The organism is Prevotella sp. kh1p2 (assembly GCF_900111525.1).
In the GTDB taxonomy this organism is placed as follows: Bacteria; Bacteroidota; Bacteroidia; order Bacteroidales; family Bacteroidaceae; genus Prevotella.
The window spans coordinates 1-16,733 of sequence record NZ_FOHY01000030.1; the positions used below are offsets into that span (position 1 = coordinate 1).

Sequence of the window (16,733 nt, forward strand, 5' to 3'; positions counted from 1 at the left end):
AAGTGCACTTAACAGAAAAACCTGACAACTATATTTCCACATAAGAAATTTATTGTCAACCTAAAGAACATTTAACTACAAAAACTGTCAACTAAATCCAGGACAGGACACACATTCGTAACGCCAAGAGCCTGCTGGAGAAAATCAGGAATTAACTACAATAAAGGCATTGCACAGCACACACGGGCTGGCAGAAGAAGGTTTTGGCACGTTATTTGCATTCCAGCAGGCAAAGAACTTATTAAAAACCAATAAACAATATGCAGAAAGGAAATATCGGGGTTACTACAGAGAACATCTTCCCCGTCATTAAAAAGTTTCTTTATTCCGACCATGAAATCTTCCTCCGCGAGATGGTTTCCAACGCTGTGGACGCCACTCAGAAACTGAAGACGCTCGCTTCGCAGGGCGATTACAAAGAAGATTTGGGCGATCTTACTATCCATGTAAACATTGACAAGGACAAAGGTACCCTCACCATCAGCGACAACGGCATCGGTATGACGACCGATGAAATTGACCGGTACATCAATCAGATAGCTTTCTCGGGCGTAAACGATTTCATGGAGAAATACAAGGAGAACGCCAACCAGATAATAGGCCACTTCGGACTCGGCTTTTACAGCGCCTTCATGGTGAGCAAGAAGGTGGAGATTATAACCAAGAGCTACCGCGAAGGAGCACAGGCTGTGAAGTGGAGTTGTGACGGCAGTCCCTCGTTCACTATCGAGGATGCCGAACGCGAGGGGCATGGATCGGACATCGTCCTCTACATCGACGAAGACTGCAAGGAGTTCCTGGAGAAGCCGCGCATAGAGACACTGCTCAACAAGTATTGCAAGTTCCTGCCTGTTCCTATCGCTTTCGGCAAGAAAACGGAGTGGAAGGACGGCAAACAGGTAGATACGGCCGAGGACAACATCATCAACAGCATTGAGCCTTTGTGGGTGAAAGCACCCAGCACGCTGAAAGACGAAGACTACAAGTCGTTCTACCGCACTCTCTACCCTATGCAGGACGAGCCGCTGTTCTGGATTCATCTCAACGTAGACTATCCCTTCAACCTCACGGGTATTCTCTATTTCCCGCGCATACAGAGCAATATCGACTTGCAGCGCAACAAGATTCAGCTCTACTGCAACCAGGTTTTCGTAACCGATCAGGTAGAAGGCATCGTGCCCGAGTTCCTCACCTTGCTGCACGGTGTCATCGATTCGCCCGACATTCCGCTCAATGTGAGCCGCAGTTATCTGCAGAGCGATGCCAATGTCAAGAAGATTTCGACCTACATTACCAAGAAGGTGGCCGACCGTTTGCAAGCTATTTTCAAGGAAGACCGTAAAGGCTACGAGGAGAAGTGGGACAACCTGAAGCTCTTTATCAACTATGGAATGCTCTCGGAACCCGAAACTTTCTACGACAGGGCAAAGGACTTTGCGCTCATCAAGGATACAGAAGGCAAATACTTTACGTTCGATGAGTACAAAACTCTTATCAAGGAGAACCAGACAAACAAGAATGGAGAGCTGGTATATCTGTACGCTACCAATGTTGATGAGCAGTACACGTACATTGAGGCGGCAAAAGCCAAAGGCTACAGTGTGGCCCTGCTCGACGGCCAGCTGGATGTTCCGGTCATCTCCTTGCTGGAATCCAAGTTCGAGAAGAGTATCTTCACGCGCGTTGATGCCGACACTATAGACCGTCTCGTGGTAAAAGACGAGCCAAAGTCTACTGAACTTAGCGAGGACGACCGTGACAATCTGTCACAGGTATTCAGAACTCAAATGCCCAAACTCGACAAAACCGAGTTCTCCGTCGAGACGCAGTCGCTGGGCGAAACGGCACAGCCCGTTGTCATCACGCAGAGCGAATACATGCGCAGAATGAAGGAGATAAGCAAGTTCCAGGCCGGTATGAGCTTCTACCAGCAGATGCCCGACACTTATAGTCTGGTGCTGAACACCGACCATCCGCTCATCAAGAAGGTGCTGACCGACACGGACAACGCTACCCAAGAGGCTCTGAAGCCCATCGAGAGCGAACTCAAGGGGCAGCAGGCACGCCTGGCAGCGCTCCATCAGAGCCAAGGCAAGAAGAAACCGGAGGAAATCTCGCAGGAGGAAAAGGACGACCTGCAGAACACGGAGAAGGCTGTCAACGAGCAGCGGGAGAAGAAGACACAGGTGCTATCAGCGTATGCAAAAGACAACAAGATAGTGCATCAGCTCATCGACCTGGCCTTACTGCAGAACGGTATGCTGAAGGGAGCTGCGCTGAACGCATTCCTCAAGCGCAGTGTCGACATGATTCAATAGAACTGCTGCCGTGCCTGCAGACGGCAGAATACCAAAGGCGTGCAACTGTAAACGGGTTGCACGCCTTTTACGTTATATCTGTCTGAACGCTTGGAAGTAATCTCCCGGCTCGCTGTTGCATGCCGTCGCGAGGAATATATCAATCAGTAAGAAAAGCCTACGGACGGGTGTTACAGCACAGTCATCGTCAGTCGGCCGTTGAAATCGACCCTGACTTCAACCTGAAAGCTCACCTGGCTGTCGGGCACTGCTATCGAGGCAGTGTAATGAACACCGTGAGCATCAATCTTGGTGAACATGAAATCGCTCAGTATTCCCTGCTTCAAGTAGTCCTGTGGCACCTGTTTTCTGAAGTCCTGTTTATGGAAATCGGACGAGAAAACTTTCCTTGGACCATTGAATATGCTTAAATGAATAATGTTGTCGTAGTACACATTGTCCACTTCTACACCGTCATCGTTGTACGTGGGCTTAACTACCTTGTACGTGGTGGGGTTTACCTGGACGTAGCAATGGTAACGTTTTGACTGAAAAGTCACAACGGTATCTCTCTTTATCAGCTTGTTCTGATTGAGTGATACAGGCCGTTTGCCGCTGAAAGCATAACGGTCGTTAGGGTCCTCACTCTTTTCCAGCTTAATCAAGTCGCCGGTCTGGTTCCTGAAAGCAAAGAGATGAGGAGCTTGCTTTACGATAGGATAACGCACTTCGTTTGATCCGTGAAGCACAAGAGAGTCGCCTATAATCTGGAAATATACGGGTTGACTGGTCGAATCGGGATAAAAAATCGTATCGCCCTTGGCCTCGAAGGCCACATCCTGTTCTTCATAGTTCACCCAGATGCCTTGCAGCATCTTCTTGGCGGTAAAGTCCTCTTTTGGCGAAGCTACCGGAGCCTTGTCCTTGCAGCTTCCTACAAGGATTACCATTCCCGTTAACAGAAAAACGCACAACTTCCTCATCCTATTCTATTAATTATACCAAGCATTTCGTTTCGCCCGATTTAGCAGTCTGCGACCACGGCTTGCTCATTCAAAGAGTTCTGATTCAGCCAAGCTCTTTGCCGCCAAATCCTTTTCACTTGTCAGTATATCCTTGGGATCAATGGGCCATTGGAGGCCTATGGTCTCATCATTCCACCTGATGCTGGCCTCAGCCTGCGGCGCATATACATTGTCTACTTTATACGTAAACACAGCTTCGTCGCTGAGAACCAGAAACCCATGGGCGAACCCTCGGGGTATGAAGAGCTGCCGCTTGTTGTCCTCGCTCAGCTCAACCATTACGTGCTGGCCGAAGGTAGGGCTGCTCTTTCTTATGTCAACGGCAACATCAAGCACGCGCCCCTTGATAACACGCACCAGCTTTGCCTGACTGTACTCCCCTTTCTGATAGTGGAGACCGCGCAAAACGCCATAGCTGGATTTCGACTCGTTGTCCTGGATAAAGTTCACCTTACCTATATGAGCATCAAAATCTGCCTGCTTCCACGCTTCAAAGAAATATCCGCGGGCATCGTTGAAAACTTTCGGCTCGATTATGTAGACTCCATCCACTTCCGTCTTCTTGTATTCCATACGTGAAATGTTATTTAAGTACAAAGATAGTAATAAAATATTGAACGCCAAACCGATATCATAATATTTTTTGCCTTTTTCATTTTTTCAGACCAATGCTTTGGGTGTATCAAATAAAAAACGTAATTTTGCACAGGTGATTGAACTGGAAAGACATATTGAAATTCTGCTTTTGAGCAATGATTGCGTAATAGTTCCCAATTTCGGGGGATTTATGGCTCATCATGTAGATGCCCGCTACGACGAGAGTGACCACACCTTCTTGCCGCCGCTGAGAACTATCGGGTTCAATCCACAGCTCAAGATGAACGATTCTCTTCTGGCTCAATCCTACATCGAGGCCTATGACATCAGCTATCCTGAAGCCATCAAGCGGATAGAAGATGAGGTGAACGAGCTGCGCCAGCACTTGGAGAACGACGGCAGGTTTGAGTTGAACGACATTGGCGTGATTTATCTGAACGGCCAACACCACATAGAGTTCGAGCCCTGCGAAGCCGGCATCCTGACGCCGGAACTTTACGGACTAAGTTCTTTCGAGATGCAACCGGTCTCTGCAATTGCAGCAGCGACGGAAAAGCCCATGACCATTGCCGTTGAAAGCAAGAAGAAACAGGACGAGCAGCGCTCTGTTGCGGTTGAGCAAGAAGCAGAAGAGCCCCTTAAACTGAGCTCCAACATCTTTGTAAACGATGATGACGACAGAACGGTAAGCATCAGCATTGGCAGTCTTAGAAACCTGGCAGTAGCCTGCATCGTCATCATAGCCTTTTTGCTGATGCCCTCGCCCATTGGCAACGGCAAACATAACACGCAACAAACCAGCAATATTGACACGGGAATGTTGTACCGCATCATGCCCAGAGACATTTCCCTGGCTAAAGCCCTGCCCGTTAAAACCGCCCAGGTGCAGGCAACCAAGCCCCGCGCTGAGAAACTTGATACGGCCAAGAATGCCGTTGACGCCTCGCCCTATTATTCTCTCGTGCTGGCCAGCAGAGTTACCAGGAAGAATGCCAGGGCCTATGTAGCCACGTTACAGCGTAAAGGTTACGCCGAAGCCATGGTTTTGCCACGCTCCAAAGGAGCCAAAGTTATTTACGGAAAATACCAGTCGGAGAAGCAAGCCTACAGAGCCCAGCAGAAACTTAACGACAACAAGGAGTTTGCCGATTGCTGGATTATGCTCGTAAAGCCAAGCAAGAAGGCTAACGGCTGATAGTTTCTCACCACCTTTTTAATTATTCTTTTCGTGAAACGAGTACGCTGTCCCAAATGTGATAACTTCATTCTCTTTGATGAAACGAAATACGAAGCCGGCCAGTCGCTGGTTTTCGAGTGTCCGCAATGCGGCAAGCAGTTCGGCATCAAGATTGGAGTATCCAAGCTGCGCAACCGGCAGAAAGACGATAACCCGGATGAAACAGTCGATGAAAGCGCTGCAGGAGCCATTGTGGTCATAGAGAACGTGTTCCACTACAAGCAGGTCATTCCCCTGCACATGGGTGATAATGTCATCGGCCGGTACATGAAAGGCTCGGGCATCAACTGCCCCATAGAGACCGTAGACCCAAGTATCGACATGACCCACTGCATCATCAACGTATCGCGCGACAAGAAGGGACGGCTCAAGTACGTACTCCGAGACGGGCCGAGCAATACGGGCACCTTTGTTGGCAACGACATTCTGGGCGACAGAGAGCGCCGGCTGATAGAGGACGGAACGCTGTTTACCATCGGTGCAACCTCCATCATTCTCCGCACTGCCGACAGTACGGAAGAATAGACCTATCGTTCAAGCTCGTTGAAGCATGCCTTCAAGCGCCTTGAAGCTATCCTTCAAGAGGCTTGAAAGCATGCTTTTGTTTTTCCACCCTGCAGCAATCACATTGCCGTTCGTACCGACCGGACACAAAAGAGCCTGTAAACAGGCAATCCGCCCATCTGAGGTTACAATATCAAAGGATATGCAACATATCTGTTAAATTATTGTTTGATAAAGCCGCTTTGTGGCAGAAATTTCGTATTTTTGCATTGTTTTATAAAACGACCGAACCAAACAATGAATGTTGCAATCGTTAAATACAATGCGGGTAACATCTATTCTGTAGTAAATGCACTCCACAGACTGGGCATAGAGCCTACGCTGACCGACGACGCAGAGATGCTGATGAAAGCCGACAAGGTGCTTTTCCCCGGTCAGGGTGAAGCCGGTACAACCATGAGTTACATCAGGGAACACAGGCTGGACAAGGTTATTCGCGACCTGCGCCAGCCCGTTCTCGGTATATGTGTGGGCCAGCAGCTGCTTTGCCAACATTCTGAAGAGAGCGATACCGACTGTATCGGCATCTTTCCTGTCGAAGTGAGACGCTTCCGCCCGCAGCACCACGAAGACAAGGTGCCGGCTATGGGCTGGAACAAGCTGCTATACGACAACGCCCATGCAGGCCAGGGCGAGCGTCTCTTCAAGGGTTTGCCGTCGCCGTACGTTTACTTTGTACACAGCTACTACGTGCCCCTGTGCAGCTACACCATAGCAACCGCCAACTACATCACGCCCTACAGCGCCGCACTGCATAGAGACAACTTCTGGGCATGCCAGTTCCATCCGGAGAAAAGCGGAAAAGCAGGTGAGCAGATACTGCGCAACTTCCTGGAATTAAGCGAATAGCAAACACTCTTGGACAAAATGACAATAGAATTAGTTCCTGCAATAGACATCATTGACGGCCAATGCGTTCGCCTTACCAAAGGCGATTACGGCCAGAAGAAGATATACAACCCTGACCCTGTTGCACAGGCCAAGGAATTTGAACGGTTAGGATTCAGTCGGCTGCATGTGGTCGACCTTGACGGTGCAAAGTCCAAACACGTAGTGAATGACGATGTGCTGAAGAGCATAGTGAGTTCGACTGCGCTGACGGTAGACTTCGGCGGAGGCATCAAAACCGACGCCGATATCCGTAAAGTGATTGATGCAGGTGCAGCAATGGTAACCGTAGGCAGCGTTGCCGTAACCCAACCGGAACTCTTCGGCAGGTGGCTTGCCGAGTACGGTGCCAACCGGATGATACTGGGAGCCGACGTTAGGAACGGAAAGATATCCATCAACGGCTGGTATCAGGACTCGGAAGAGGACTTGATTCCTTTCCTGAAACGGTACCGGGAGCAGGGAGTTGTCAATGTACTCTGCACGGACATCAGCAAGGACGGCACCCTGCAGGGGCCTGCCGTGGAGCTGTACCGGCGCATCATCAGCCAGTTGCCGGACATACGGCTCATTGCCAGCGGTGGCGTTTCGTCCAATGACGACATCCGCCGACTGGAAGCTGTCGGCGTGCACTCGGTAGTTTTCGGCAAAGCCTACTACGAGGGGAAGATAAATGTAGCAGAATTAAACAACATCCATCAATCCGGACAATGAGCACTTTGGCCAAACGCATCATCCCCTGTCTTGACGTCAAGAACGGCAGGACAGTAAAGGGAACCAACTTCGTGAACCTTCGCGAGGCCGGAGACCCCGTAGAACTCGGCAAAGCCTACAGCGATGCCGGAGCCGATGAGCTCGTGTTTCTGGACATCACGGCCAGTGCAGAAGGCCGGAAGACCTTTACCGAGATGGTAACACGGGTAGCCCGCGAAATCAACATACCCTTTACGGTGGGCGGAGGCATCAACGAACTGGAGGATGTAGAACGCCTGCTGTACGCCGGAGCCGATAAGGTAAGCATTAATTCCGCAGCCATCTACAACCCGGAACTCATCAGTCAGATTACCCGCAAGTTCGGTTCGCAGGTGTGTGTGTGCGCCATCGATGCCAAAGAAGATGCCACCGGATGGCATTGCTACACCAAAGGCGGACGCGAACGCACGGAACTCGACCTCTTCAGTTGGGCCAAGGAAGCTGCCGACCGTGGTGCCGGCGAAATTCTGTTTACCAGCATGAACCACGACGGAGTGAAGGACGGATTTGCCTGTCCGGCTCTTGCGCGGCTCTCTGTAGAGCTGTCGATACCCGTCATAGCAAGCGGCGGCGCCGGTACGAAAGAGCATTTCAAAGAAGCCTTCATCACCGGCAAGGCCGATGCAGCTTTGGCTGCAAGCGTTTTCCACTTCGGTGAGATAGGCATCAAGGAGCTAAAGGACTACCTTCGGGCAGAAGGTATCAACGTACGATATTAAAAGAGAGGCACCCTAAAAATGGCTCTCTGACATTTAAATAAAAAGAAACAACAGACTATATGGATATAGATTTCGATAAAGCAGGCGGTCTGGTTCCTGCCATCATACAAGACGCAACGACCAAGAATGTGCTCATGCTCGGGTTCATGAACCGGGAAGCATATCAAAAGACAGTGGAAACCAAGAAGGTAACCTTCTGGAGCAGAACCCGCAAATGCCTCTGGACAAAGGGAGAAACATCCGGCCATTATCTGGATTTGGTCAGTATCAAGAACGACTGCGACAACGATACGCTGCTCGTCAGGGTTCATCCCAACGGTCCCACGTGCCACAAAGGCACCGACACCTGCTGGGGAGAAACCAATGAGTACAACCCGATACTCTTTCTCACGGAGTTGCAGGACTTCATCCAGGCACGCCACCGTCAGATGCCGGAAGGCAGTTATACGACCAGTCTCTTTAAGAAGGGGGTAAACAAAATGGCCCAGAAACTTGGTGAGGAGGCTCTGGAAACGGTGATAGAGGCCACCAACGGCACCGACGACAGACTTGTTTATGAGGCATCGGACATGCTGTACCACCTGATAGTGCTCCTCACGAGCAAGGGAATAAGAATAGAGGACGTAGCTTCGGAGCTCCTGAGGCGGCATAATCCTGACTGGGACAAAGACCGCCGACTGTCCAAAAGCAAAGAATGAAAACAGTTGTAAATCCATCATATACGAACAAATAAATAACAGACAATATGCTAATTGATTATCAGAAAATAAATATCTACCAGCAGGATAATCTCATCCTGAGAGATGTCTGCTTTCACGCAGACGAAGGAGAGTTCATTTACATTATCGGAAAAGTGGGCTCCGGCAAAAGTTCCCTGCTGAAGACGATATACTGCGAGCTTGACATTGATGCCGAAGAAGATGCCAAGGCCGAGGTCTTGGGGCGTAATCTGCTGGCTCTGAAGCGCAAGGAAGTTCCCGCGCTGCGTAAAGAGATGGGCATTATCTTCCAGGATTTCCAGTTGCTCCACGACCGTACGGTGTACAACAACCTGCGTTTTGTGCTCCGCGCTACAGGCTGGAAGGACAAAGCGGAGATAGACCAACGCATAGACGAGGTACTCAACGACGTCGGAATGACAGAGAAAAAGAACAGTCTGCCGCATGAGCTCTCCGGCGGAGAGCAGCAGCGCATTGCCATTGCACGGGCACTGCTGAACCATCCCAAGATGATAATTGCAGATGAACCAACGGGCAATCTGGATCCGGAAACGGCCGGCAACATCGTCAAACTCTTAAAGGACATCACCAATACAGGTACGGCTGTAGTCATGTCTACACACAACATACCCATGCTGGACAAATATCCCGGCATCGTTTACCGCTGCAAGGACGGCGTCATCTCTGATGTAACGAAGGAGTACAACAAGCTCGACCTGTCGGAAGATGAAGAGAACTAAGCTATAAAAGGCCTATTATAACATTCAAATATTTGCGATATGAAAGTAATGAAATTCGGAGGTACATCCGTCGGCTCGCCCGAACGCATGAAAAACGTAGCCTCTCTGATAACAGAATCAGGCGAACCAACGTTCGTGGTGCTTTCTGCCATGAGCGGTACGACCAATACCCTTATCGAAATAAGCGACTACTTGTACAAGAAAAACCCTGAAGGTGCCAACGATGTAATCAACACTCTCGAGAAGAAATACATGCAACATGTAAGCGAGCTCTACTCCACCGAAGAATATAGACAGAAAACCAGTCGCTTCCTCTCGGATGAATTTGAATATCTGCGTTCGTTTACAAAGGACCTGTTCACTTCTTTCGAGGAAAAGAGCATCGTGGCTCAAGGAGAGATTATGAGCACGAATATGGTTGTGAATTATCTTCAGGAGCAAGGCATTAAAGCCATATTGCTCAATGCCTTGGACTTTATGCGCACCGATAAGAACGGAGAACCGGACCCACAATATATTAAGGAGAAGTTACAAGCCATCATGCAGGAACACGACGGCTACCAGATTTACATCACACAAGGTTTCATCTGCCGAAACGCCTATGGCGAAGTAGACAATCTGCTGCGCGGTGGCTCAGACTATACTGCCTCTCTGATAGGGGCCGCCCTCGCCGCAGAGGAAATCCAGATATGGACGGATATCGACGGCATGCACAACAATGACCCACGCATAGTTGACCATACGGAGGCTGTCCGGCAGCTAAACTTCGAGGAAGCAGCAGAGCTTGCCTACTTTGGAGCAAAGATACTGCACCCTACCTGCGTGCAACCTGCCAAATATGCCAGCATCCCCGTGAGGCTGAAAAACACCATGGCACCCGAAGCAGAAGGCACTATCATTGACAATGTGCTGGTAAGAGGCAAGATTAAAGCTGTGGCTGCCAAGGAGAATATCACTGCTATCAAGATTAAATCTTCACGGATGTTGCTTGCAACCGGCTTCATGCGCAAAGTCTTTGAGATATTCGAGAGCTATCAGACGCCCATAGACATGATTTCAACTTCCGAGGTCGGTGTCAGCATGAGCATTGACAATGCCACCCATCTGAATGAGATTGTGAACGAACTGAAGAAGTACGGCACCGTGACTGTTGACAGCGACATGTGCATTATCTGTGTTGTAGGCGACCTGGACTGGAGTAATTTGGGCTTCGAAACCCTCGCTACGGATGCCATGAAGAACATTCCGGTTCGCATGATATCCTACGGAGGCTCCAACTACAACATCTCTTTCCTTATCAGGGAGGCCGACAAGCAACGAGCCTTGCAGAACTTGAGCAACGTTCTATTTAACAAGTAAGCTGTTTAAGAAAAAGAAACATCAACGAATACAAAGAAAAGGTATTGTATATGAAAGGCCAATTTCCTCTCGATAAATTCCTAAACAAAGAAACGCCATTTTACTATTATGACACGGCCTTGCTCCGTCAAACACTTCAGACTATCAGGGCAGAAGCCGGCAAGCATGACAACTTCTCGGTACATTATGCCGTTAAAGCCAATGCCAATCCTAAGTTGCTGAACATTATCAGCATGAGCGGACTGGGTGCTGACTGCGTGAGCGGTGGCGAAATTCAAGCTGCAGTCAACGCGGGCTTTGCTGCCGACAAGATTGTTTATGCCGGAGTAGGAAAAAGCGATTGGGAAATAAACTTGGGACTCGACAAGAACATTCTTTGTTTCAACGTTGAAAGCATTCCCGAATTGGAAGTTATCAACGAGTTGGCTGCCCGAAAGAACAAGACTGCAAACATCGCTTTCAGGATTAACCCGGATGTAGGTGCCCACACCCACGCCAATATTACAACGGGACTTGCCGAGAACAAGTTCGGCATCTCTATGAATGATATGGAAAAAGCCATAGAAGCAGCAGCGCAAATGGAACACGTCAGGTTTACCGGACTTCATTTCCACATTGGTTCACAGATACTTGACATGGGCGACTTCGAGGCTTTGTGCAACCGCATCAACAACCTGCAGCAACAGTTGGAAACACATCACATCAGCGTAGAAAACATCAATGTAGGGGGAGGTCTTGGCGTTGACTATCTGCACCCCAACAGAGTACCGATACCAAACTTCAAGGCCTACTTCGATACTTATGCCCAACATCTCAAGCTCCGGCCCGGACAAAAGCTGCACTTTGAGTTGGGAAGAGCCGTAGTAGCTCAGTGTGGGAGCCTCATCACACGTACATTGTATATCAAACAGGGAACTCACAAACAGTTTGCCATCGTTGATGCCGGTATGAGCGACTTGATTAGGCCGGCGCTCTATCATGCTTTCCACAAAATAGAGAACCTTTCCAGCGATGGCTCTTGTGAGACCTACGACGTAGTAGGGCCCATCTGTGAGTCGAGCGATGTATTTGCCAAGGCTGTTGACCTCAATAAGACGCACCGCGGAGACTGTATTGCCATACGCTCGGCTGGTGCTTATGGTGAGAGCATGGCATGCCAATACAATTGCCGGAAATTACCGCAAGGTTATATTACCGAGGAATTATAATATGACTATTGATGAACTTACACTCGCAGGTTGCGCAATTCTTATCTTGCTGGCCATCGTCACCCCGCTGATTAATCCTTTCTTCCGAAAGTCATTCATCAATGCGAAGAACAAGGACGATGATGAAAAAAATGACGCTGCCTTACCGAAGATAACGATACTGCTGGCTCTGCACGACAATGCCAGGGAGTTAGAACAACATTTGCCCTTGATGCTGGCACAGGACTATCCGGACTTCCAAGTGGTAGTTGTTGCAGAGAAGGGAGACAGTGAAACAGAAGATGTGCTCAAGCGCTTTGCTTCTGACGGGCACCTCTACTATACGTACATACCGGAAAGCTCGCGATACATGAGCCGCAAAAAGCTCGCCATCTCACTGGGCGTAAAGGCAGCCAAAAGCGAATGGATTTTGCTGACCGAGCCCACATGTGCCCCGGTCTCAGACCAGTGGTTGCGTAAAATGTCGGCTAAATGCAATGATGACAAAAACCTCATCATCGGCTACAGCAACTACAACAACGACACAAGCGCCTACAAGAGGTTTGAACAACTGCGCACATCTTTCTACTTATTCAGAAAGGCCAATGGCAAGAAAGCCTACCGGTGCAATACCCGGAACCTGATGTTCCGCAAAAGCGAGTTTCTGAAAGCTGATGGTTTTCTGGGCAATCTGGAACTAGTCAGAGGCGAATACGACTTTATTGTCAACAAGTTTGCCCGTGAGAACTCCACCGCCTTAGAGCTCTCATCCGAAGCCAGAATTGTAGAAAACGAGCCTTCGGTTAAGGCCTGGACTAACAGTCGCCTCTACGATATTGCTTCGCGCAAGCTCCTAAAGAGAAAATTCACCCCAAGGCTGCTGGCTTTCATCGACCAGCTGGCCTTGCATCTCAACTATCTCGCCATCCTTGCAGCACTAATTTTTGCTGCCATCACCCAGAGATGGGTTCTTGCTGCCACAGCCGTTCTCTCACTGCTGATAACCTTATTCATGCGAGCATCTATCGCCAACAAGGCCATCAGGCCGTTTGAAGAAGACATACCAGCTATCAAGGCTCTTTACTATGAAGTGGCTCATGTGTGGCACAACTTAGGTTACAGGTATAAATACTGGAGAGCCGACAAGAACGACTTCACCAGTCACAAGCTATAATTCACAGCACTAAAGCCCATGAAGGTTCTTCTCTACATACCAAAGGAATTCGACAGCGTCGACATCTATCGTGACATGACAGACGGTCTCATTTCGCACGTCGGCAGCAACACCGAGATCGTGAAGACCTGTCACCGGCCGATGTTTGGTAAACCGAAGAAGAATTCAGATGCCGAGAACGCTCCCCTATCCGTCAATGACTTTGACATTGTCCACGTATTCGGCTGTTGGAACCACACCGCTTCATCCATTCTGCTCAAAGCAGGCAGGTATGGAGTGCCCACGGTATTCTCTCCATTGGGCGGCCTGCAGCCCTGGGTCATCCGCAAACACAAGGCCGACAGGGCCTCTATGCACCGTGCCGTGGCCGCTGCTTCGGCCATACATGTTTGTGGCACACTTGAGCTGACAACCTTTCAGGCTCTGGACTGGAACAAGAAAACTGCCGTTATCAAGAACCCGATACTAACGCGAGCAGTCACGATGGAACAGATGGCAGCAGACATGTGCCGCCTATACCAGAAAGTCCTTGACAGTAATGTCAACATGCTCATTAACGACGAGGTGGAAGATGCCATCGGTTACCTGCTTCTGGCCGGACTTGACGGCGAGGCCCTGAGGAACAGGGAACGCAAGAAAAACATCCTTGCGTCTCTGCAAGCTCTCACTCCGGCGCAGTGGCGCCTCATTTTCATTTATGCTCACGATGAGCAGATAGCCGACAGAATCAATGCCGGCATTAGCCGCCTGCAGTACGATGCACCACAGACAGATGTTGAAGCGCTCGAACGCTTTCCAGTTACATCAAAACTAAAAGACGGCCCGCTCGAAACAAACAAGCTGCTGGCCAAGAGCCCCTTGTTGCGTACAAAGCTCAACGAGGTGGTTACTGCGAAATACCCTATCGAACGCCAGCTCTGCATCATGTTTCTCAACATCCGCTCGGAGCTGCACCAGGGCAGTATGCCCATGCGTCACCTGGCAGATCTCTACGAGAAAATAAAAACCAACAATTACGACGAAGACAAGCTCAAAGACATCCTCAGACAGATGGATATTCTACCGTTTGCGTCCCGGATTGTCTTCATACTGCACGATGTCATCGGCCTCACGGAGGGTTTCATGCCTTTCGAGGGCAAGGATGACAAGACCACTGACAAAATAAGAAAGAACATTACACACTTAAAATGACTGCTTATGGCTACACACTATGACATTGAACAGGATATGAGATACTTGCAGCTACTGGCTAATTCTTTTCCTACCATAGCCGATGCAAGCACCGAAATCATTAACCTGCGGGCCATCATGAACCTACCCAAAGGTACGGAGCACTTTCTGGCCGACATACACGGAGAATACGAGGCTTTCCAGCATGTGCTGAAAAACGCCTCGGGCAACATCAAGCGCAAGGTAAACGAGCTCTTCGGCAATACACTGCGCGAAGCCGAGAAACGCGAACTCTGCACGCTGATATACTACCCTGAACAGAAACTCGAACTGGTAAAGGCCACAGAAAGCGACCTCAACGACTGGTACCACATCACTATTCACCAGCTGGTGGCCATCTGCCGCGACGTGTCGAGCAAGTACACCCGGTCCAAAGTACGCAAGTCACTGCCTGCGGAATTTTCTTACATCATTCAGGAACTGCTCCACGAGCGCACGGAAGATACCAACAAGACGGCCTACGTCAACGTTATCATTGACACCATCATCTCCATTGGCCGGGCAGACGATTTCATCGTGGCCATAGCCAATGTCATCCAGCGGCTTGCCATAGACCAACTGCACATTTTAGGCGACATCTACGACCGTGGCCCCGGTGCCCACATAATCATGGACACAATGGCCAACTACCACAGCTGGGACATACAGTGGGGCAACCACGACATGCTCTGGATGGGAGCCTGCGCCGGCAACGATGCCTGTATATGCAACGTCATCCGCCTGTCGCTGCGTTATGCCAACCTGGCTACGCTCGAAGAGGGCTACGGTATTAACCTGGTGCCTCTGGCTACGTTCGCTATGGAGTGCTACGGCGACGATCCTTGCGAGGAATTCCAGCCCCACATGAATGGCGGTGCAACCCAAATGGACGACAAAACCAAACGACTCACGGCCCAGATGCACAAAGCCATAGCCATAATTCAATTTAAAGAGGAGGCTAAAATATACGAACGACATCCCGAATGGGGCATGCAGGACCGCGAACTCTTCAAGAACGTGGACTTTGAGCATGGCACAATCACGCTGGACGGCAAGGAATACGAGATGAGGAGCAACAACTTTCCCACCATCAATCCCAAACATCCTAACGAGCTAACGTTCGAGGAAAAGACTCTCATGGGTAAGTTGCACCACTCGTTTATGATAAGCGAGAAGCTGCACAAGCACATGCGGCTCATGCTACGCCACGGCTGCATGTACGCCGTGTATAACAACAACCTGCTCTTCCATGCTTCCATACCACTGAACGACGACGGCAGCCTGAAAGAGGTTGAAATCTATCCAGGCCACAGCTACAGCGGGCAGAAGCTCATGCACCACACGGGCATGATGATTCGTACTGCCTTCCAGTCCGACTCCGAGGATGCAGAGAAGCAGTATGCCATCGACTACTTCCTCTACCTGTGGTGCGGACCCAACAGTCCGCTCTTCGACAAATCGAAGATGGCAACTTTCGAGCGCTATTTCATTGCAGACAAGGCCACCTGGCACGAGGAAAAAGGCAACTACTTCAAGCTGCGCGACAATGAAGAAGTGGTTGACCGCATTCTGAACTCCTTCCATGTTACAGGACCCAACCGGCACATCATCAACGGTCATGTTCCCGTCCACGTGGCCAACGGCGAAAATCCCATCAAGGCCGGCGGCAAACTCATGGTGATAGACGGCGGCTTTTCGCAAGCTTACCACAAGGAAACAGGCATAGCCGGCTATACCTTGGTGTACCACAGTAGGGGGCTGCAGCTCGTACAGCATGAACCATTTACCAGTGCGGCAGATGCCATCCAGCGCGGCACCGACATCAAGAGTACCACACAAATAGTGGAACTGTCGGCTCATCGCATGCTGGTAGCCGATACTGACAAAGGTCAGGAGCTGCGCCAACAGATAGACGACCTGCAGGAACTCCTCTATGCTTACCGGCACGGATTTATAAAGGAACAGGAACGGAAGAAATAAACTCTCCTCTGCCCTTTTGCATTCGCGTCACAGGAGGCGGCGAAAAAAACTTCCTTCACATTTCCACTGTGAGACTTTACGATGAGCCCGGAAAGCAGAGAGAGTCATAAAAATCCATCAGAAAGGCGTGCAATTGTCAGCAAGTTGCACGCCTTTCATCGTCTCATATACCAGTTTGACCTGTACTGAATAAGTTGACAGTTTACATCAAGCAAAAGAAGTAAAAAGTCATGAAACAGTACAATGAAATCGAAAAACTGGAGTTATTACGTCGGTACCTCACGA

15 protein-coding genes are annotated in these 16,733 nt (G+C 49.7%); 13 read left to right on the top strand and 2 right to left on the bottom strand.

Annotated features, from left to right (window positions below; genetic code table 11):
* The first annotated feature begins 260 nt into the window (after positions 1-260).
* Positions 261-2,318: a molecular chaperone HtpG gene (htpG, locus tag BMW31_RS12750; RefSeq protein WP_091826586.1), complete on the top strand. Its 2,058-nt coding sequence runs from the start codon at positions 261-263 to the stop codon at positions 2,316-2,318.
* 170 nt (positions 2,319-2,488) lie between these two features.
* Here htpG and BMW31_RS12755 read toward each other — a convergent pair whose 3' ends face one another.
* Both BMW31_RS12755 and rfbC read right to left on the bottom strand, forming a co-directional pair.
* Entirely contained in the window at positions 2,489-3,247 is a 759-nt protein-coding gene (locus BMW31_RS12755) for a DUF4738 domain-containing protein (protein ID WP_255404969.1), read from the bottom strand.
* Positions 3,248-3,346: 99 nt separating this feature from the next.
* Positions 3,347-3,895, bottom strand: coding sequence for a dTDP-4-dehydrorhamnose 3,5-epimerase (gene rfbC, locus BMW31_RS12760; protein WP_091826590.1), 549 nt, complete (start codon positions 3,893-3,895; stop codon positions 3,347-3,349).
* A 136-nt stretch (positions 3,896-4,031) separates the two neighbouring features.
* Between rfbC and BMW31_RS12765 the strand changes: the two genes are divergently transcribed.
* From BMW31_RS12765 to BMW31_RS12820, 12 genes are all read left to right on the top strand, one after another.
* The gene (locus tag BMW31_RS12765; RefSeq protein WP_091826592.1) at positions 4,032-5,114 is read left to right on the top strand and encodes an HU domain-containing protein; all 1,083 of its coding nucleotides are present in this window, start codon (positions 4,032-4,034) and stop codon (positions 5,112-5,114) included.
* Between the two features lie 33 nt (positions 5,115-5,147).
* Positions 5,148-5,681, top strand: a complete 534-nt coding sequence (locus BMW31_RS12770; RefSeq protein WP_091826594.1) for an FHA domain-containing protein — start codon at positions 5,148-5,150, stop codon at positions 5,679-5,681.
* A gap of 276 nt (positions 5,682-5,957) precedes the next feature.
* Positions 5,958-6,569 (top strand): imidazole glycerol phosphate synthase subunit HisH, encoded by a 612-nt coding sequence (gene hisH, locus BMW31_RS12775; protein WP_091826595.1) that lies wholly within the window; start codon positions 5,958-5,960, stop codon positions 6,567-6,569.
* A gap of 18 nt (positions 6,570-6,587) precedes the next feature.
* Entirely contained in the window at positions 6,588-7,322 is a 735-nt protein-coding gene (hisA, locus tag BMW31_RS12780; RefSeq protein WP_091826598.1) for a 1-(5-phosphoribosyl)-5-[(5-phosphoribosylamino)methylideneamino]imidazole-4-carboxamide isomerase, read from the top strand.
* Entirely contained in the window at positions 7,319-8,080 is a 762-nt protein-coding gene (gene hisF / locus BMW31_RS12785; RefSeq protein ID WP_091826600.1) for an imidazole glycerol phosphate synthase subunit HisF, read from the top strand. The genes hisA and hisF overlap by 4 nt, the downstream gene beginning before the upstream one ends.
* Positions 8,081-8,139: 59 nt before the next feature.
* The gene (hisIE, locus tag BMW31_RS12790) at positions 8,140-8,778 is read left to right on the top strand and encodes a bifunctional phosphoribosyl-AMP cyclohydrolase/phosphoribosyl-ATP diphosphatase HisIE (protein WP_091826602.1); all 639 of its coding nucleotides are present in this window, start codon (positions 8,140-8,142) and stop codon (positions 8,776-8,778) included.
* 47 nt (positions 8,779-8,825) lie between these two features.
* Complete coding sequence (locus BMW31_RS12795) at positions 8,826-9,539, top strand: cell division ATP-binding protein FtsE (protein WP_091826604.1); 714 nt, start codon at positions 8,826-8,828, stop codon at positions 9,537-9,539.
* A gap of 39 nt (positions 9,540-9,578) precedes the next feature.
* Entirely contained in the window at positions 9,579-10,898 is a 1,320-nt protein-coding gene (locus BMW31_RS12800; protein ID WP_091826606.1) for an aspartate kinase, read from the top strand.
* A gap of 50 nt (positions 10,899-10,948) precedes the next feature.
* Entirely contained in the window at positions 10,949-12,106 is a 1,158-nt protein-coding gene (gene lysA / locus BMW31_RS12805; RefSeq protein ID WP_091826608.1) for a diaminopimelate decarboxylase, read from the top strand.
* 1 nt (position 12,107) lies between these two features.
* The gene (locus BMW31_RS12810; RefSeq protein ID WP_094149096.1) at positions 12,108-13,259 is read left to right on the top strand and encodes a glycosyltransferase; all 1,152 of its coding nucleotides are present in this window, start codon (positions 12,108-12,110) and stop codon (positions 13,257-13,259) included.
* Positions 13,260-13,277: 18 nt separating this feature from the next.
* The gene (locus BMW31_RS12815) at positions 13,278-14,450 is read left to right on the top strand and encodes a glycosyltransferase family protein (RefSeq protein WP_091826612.1); all 1,173 of its coding nucleotides are present in this window, start codon (positions 13,278-13,280) and stop codon (positions 14,448-14,450) included.
* A gap of 6 nt (positions 14,451-14,456) precedes the next feature.
* Positions 14,457-16,448, top strand: a complete 1,992-nt coding sequence (locus tag BMW31_RS12820) for a fructose-1,6-bisphosphatase (RefSeq protein WP_091826614.1) — start codon at positions 14,457-14,459, stop codon at positions 16,446-16,448.
* Positions 16,449-16,733: the final 285 nt, after the last annotated feature.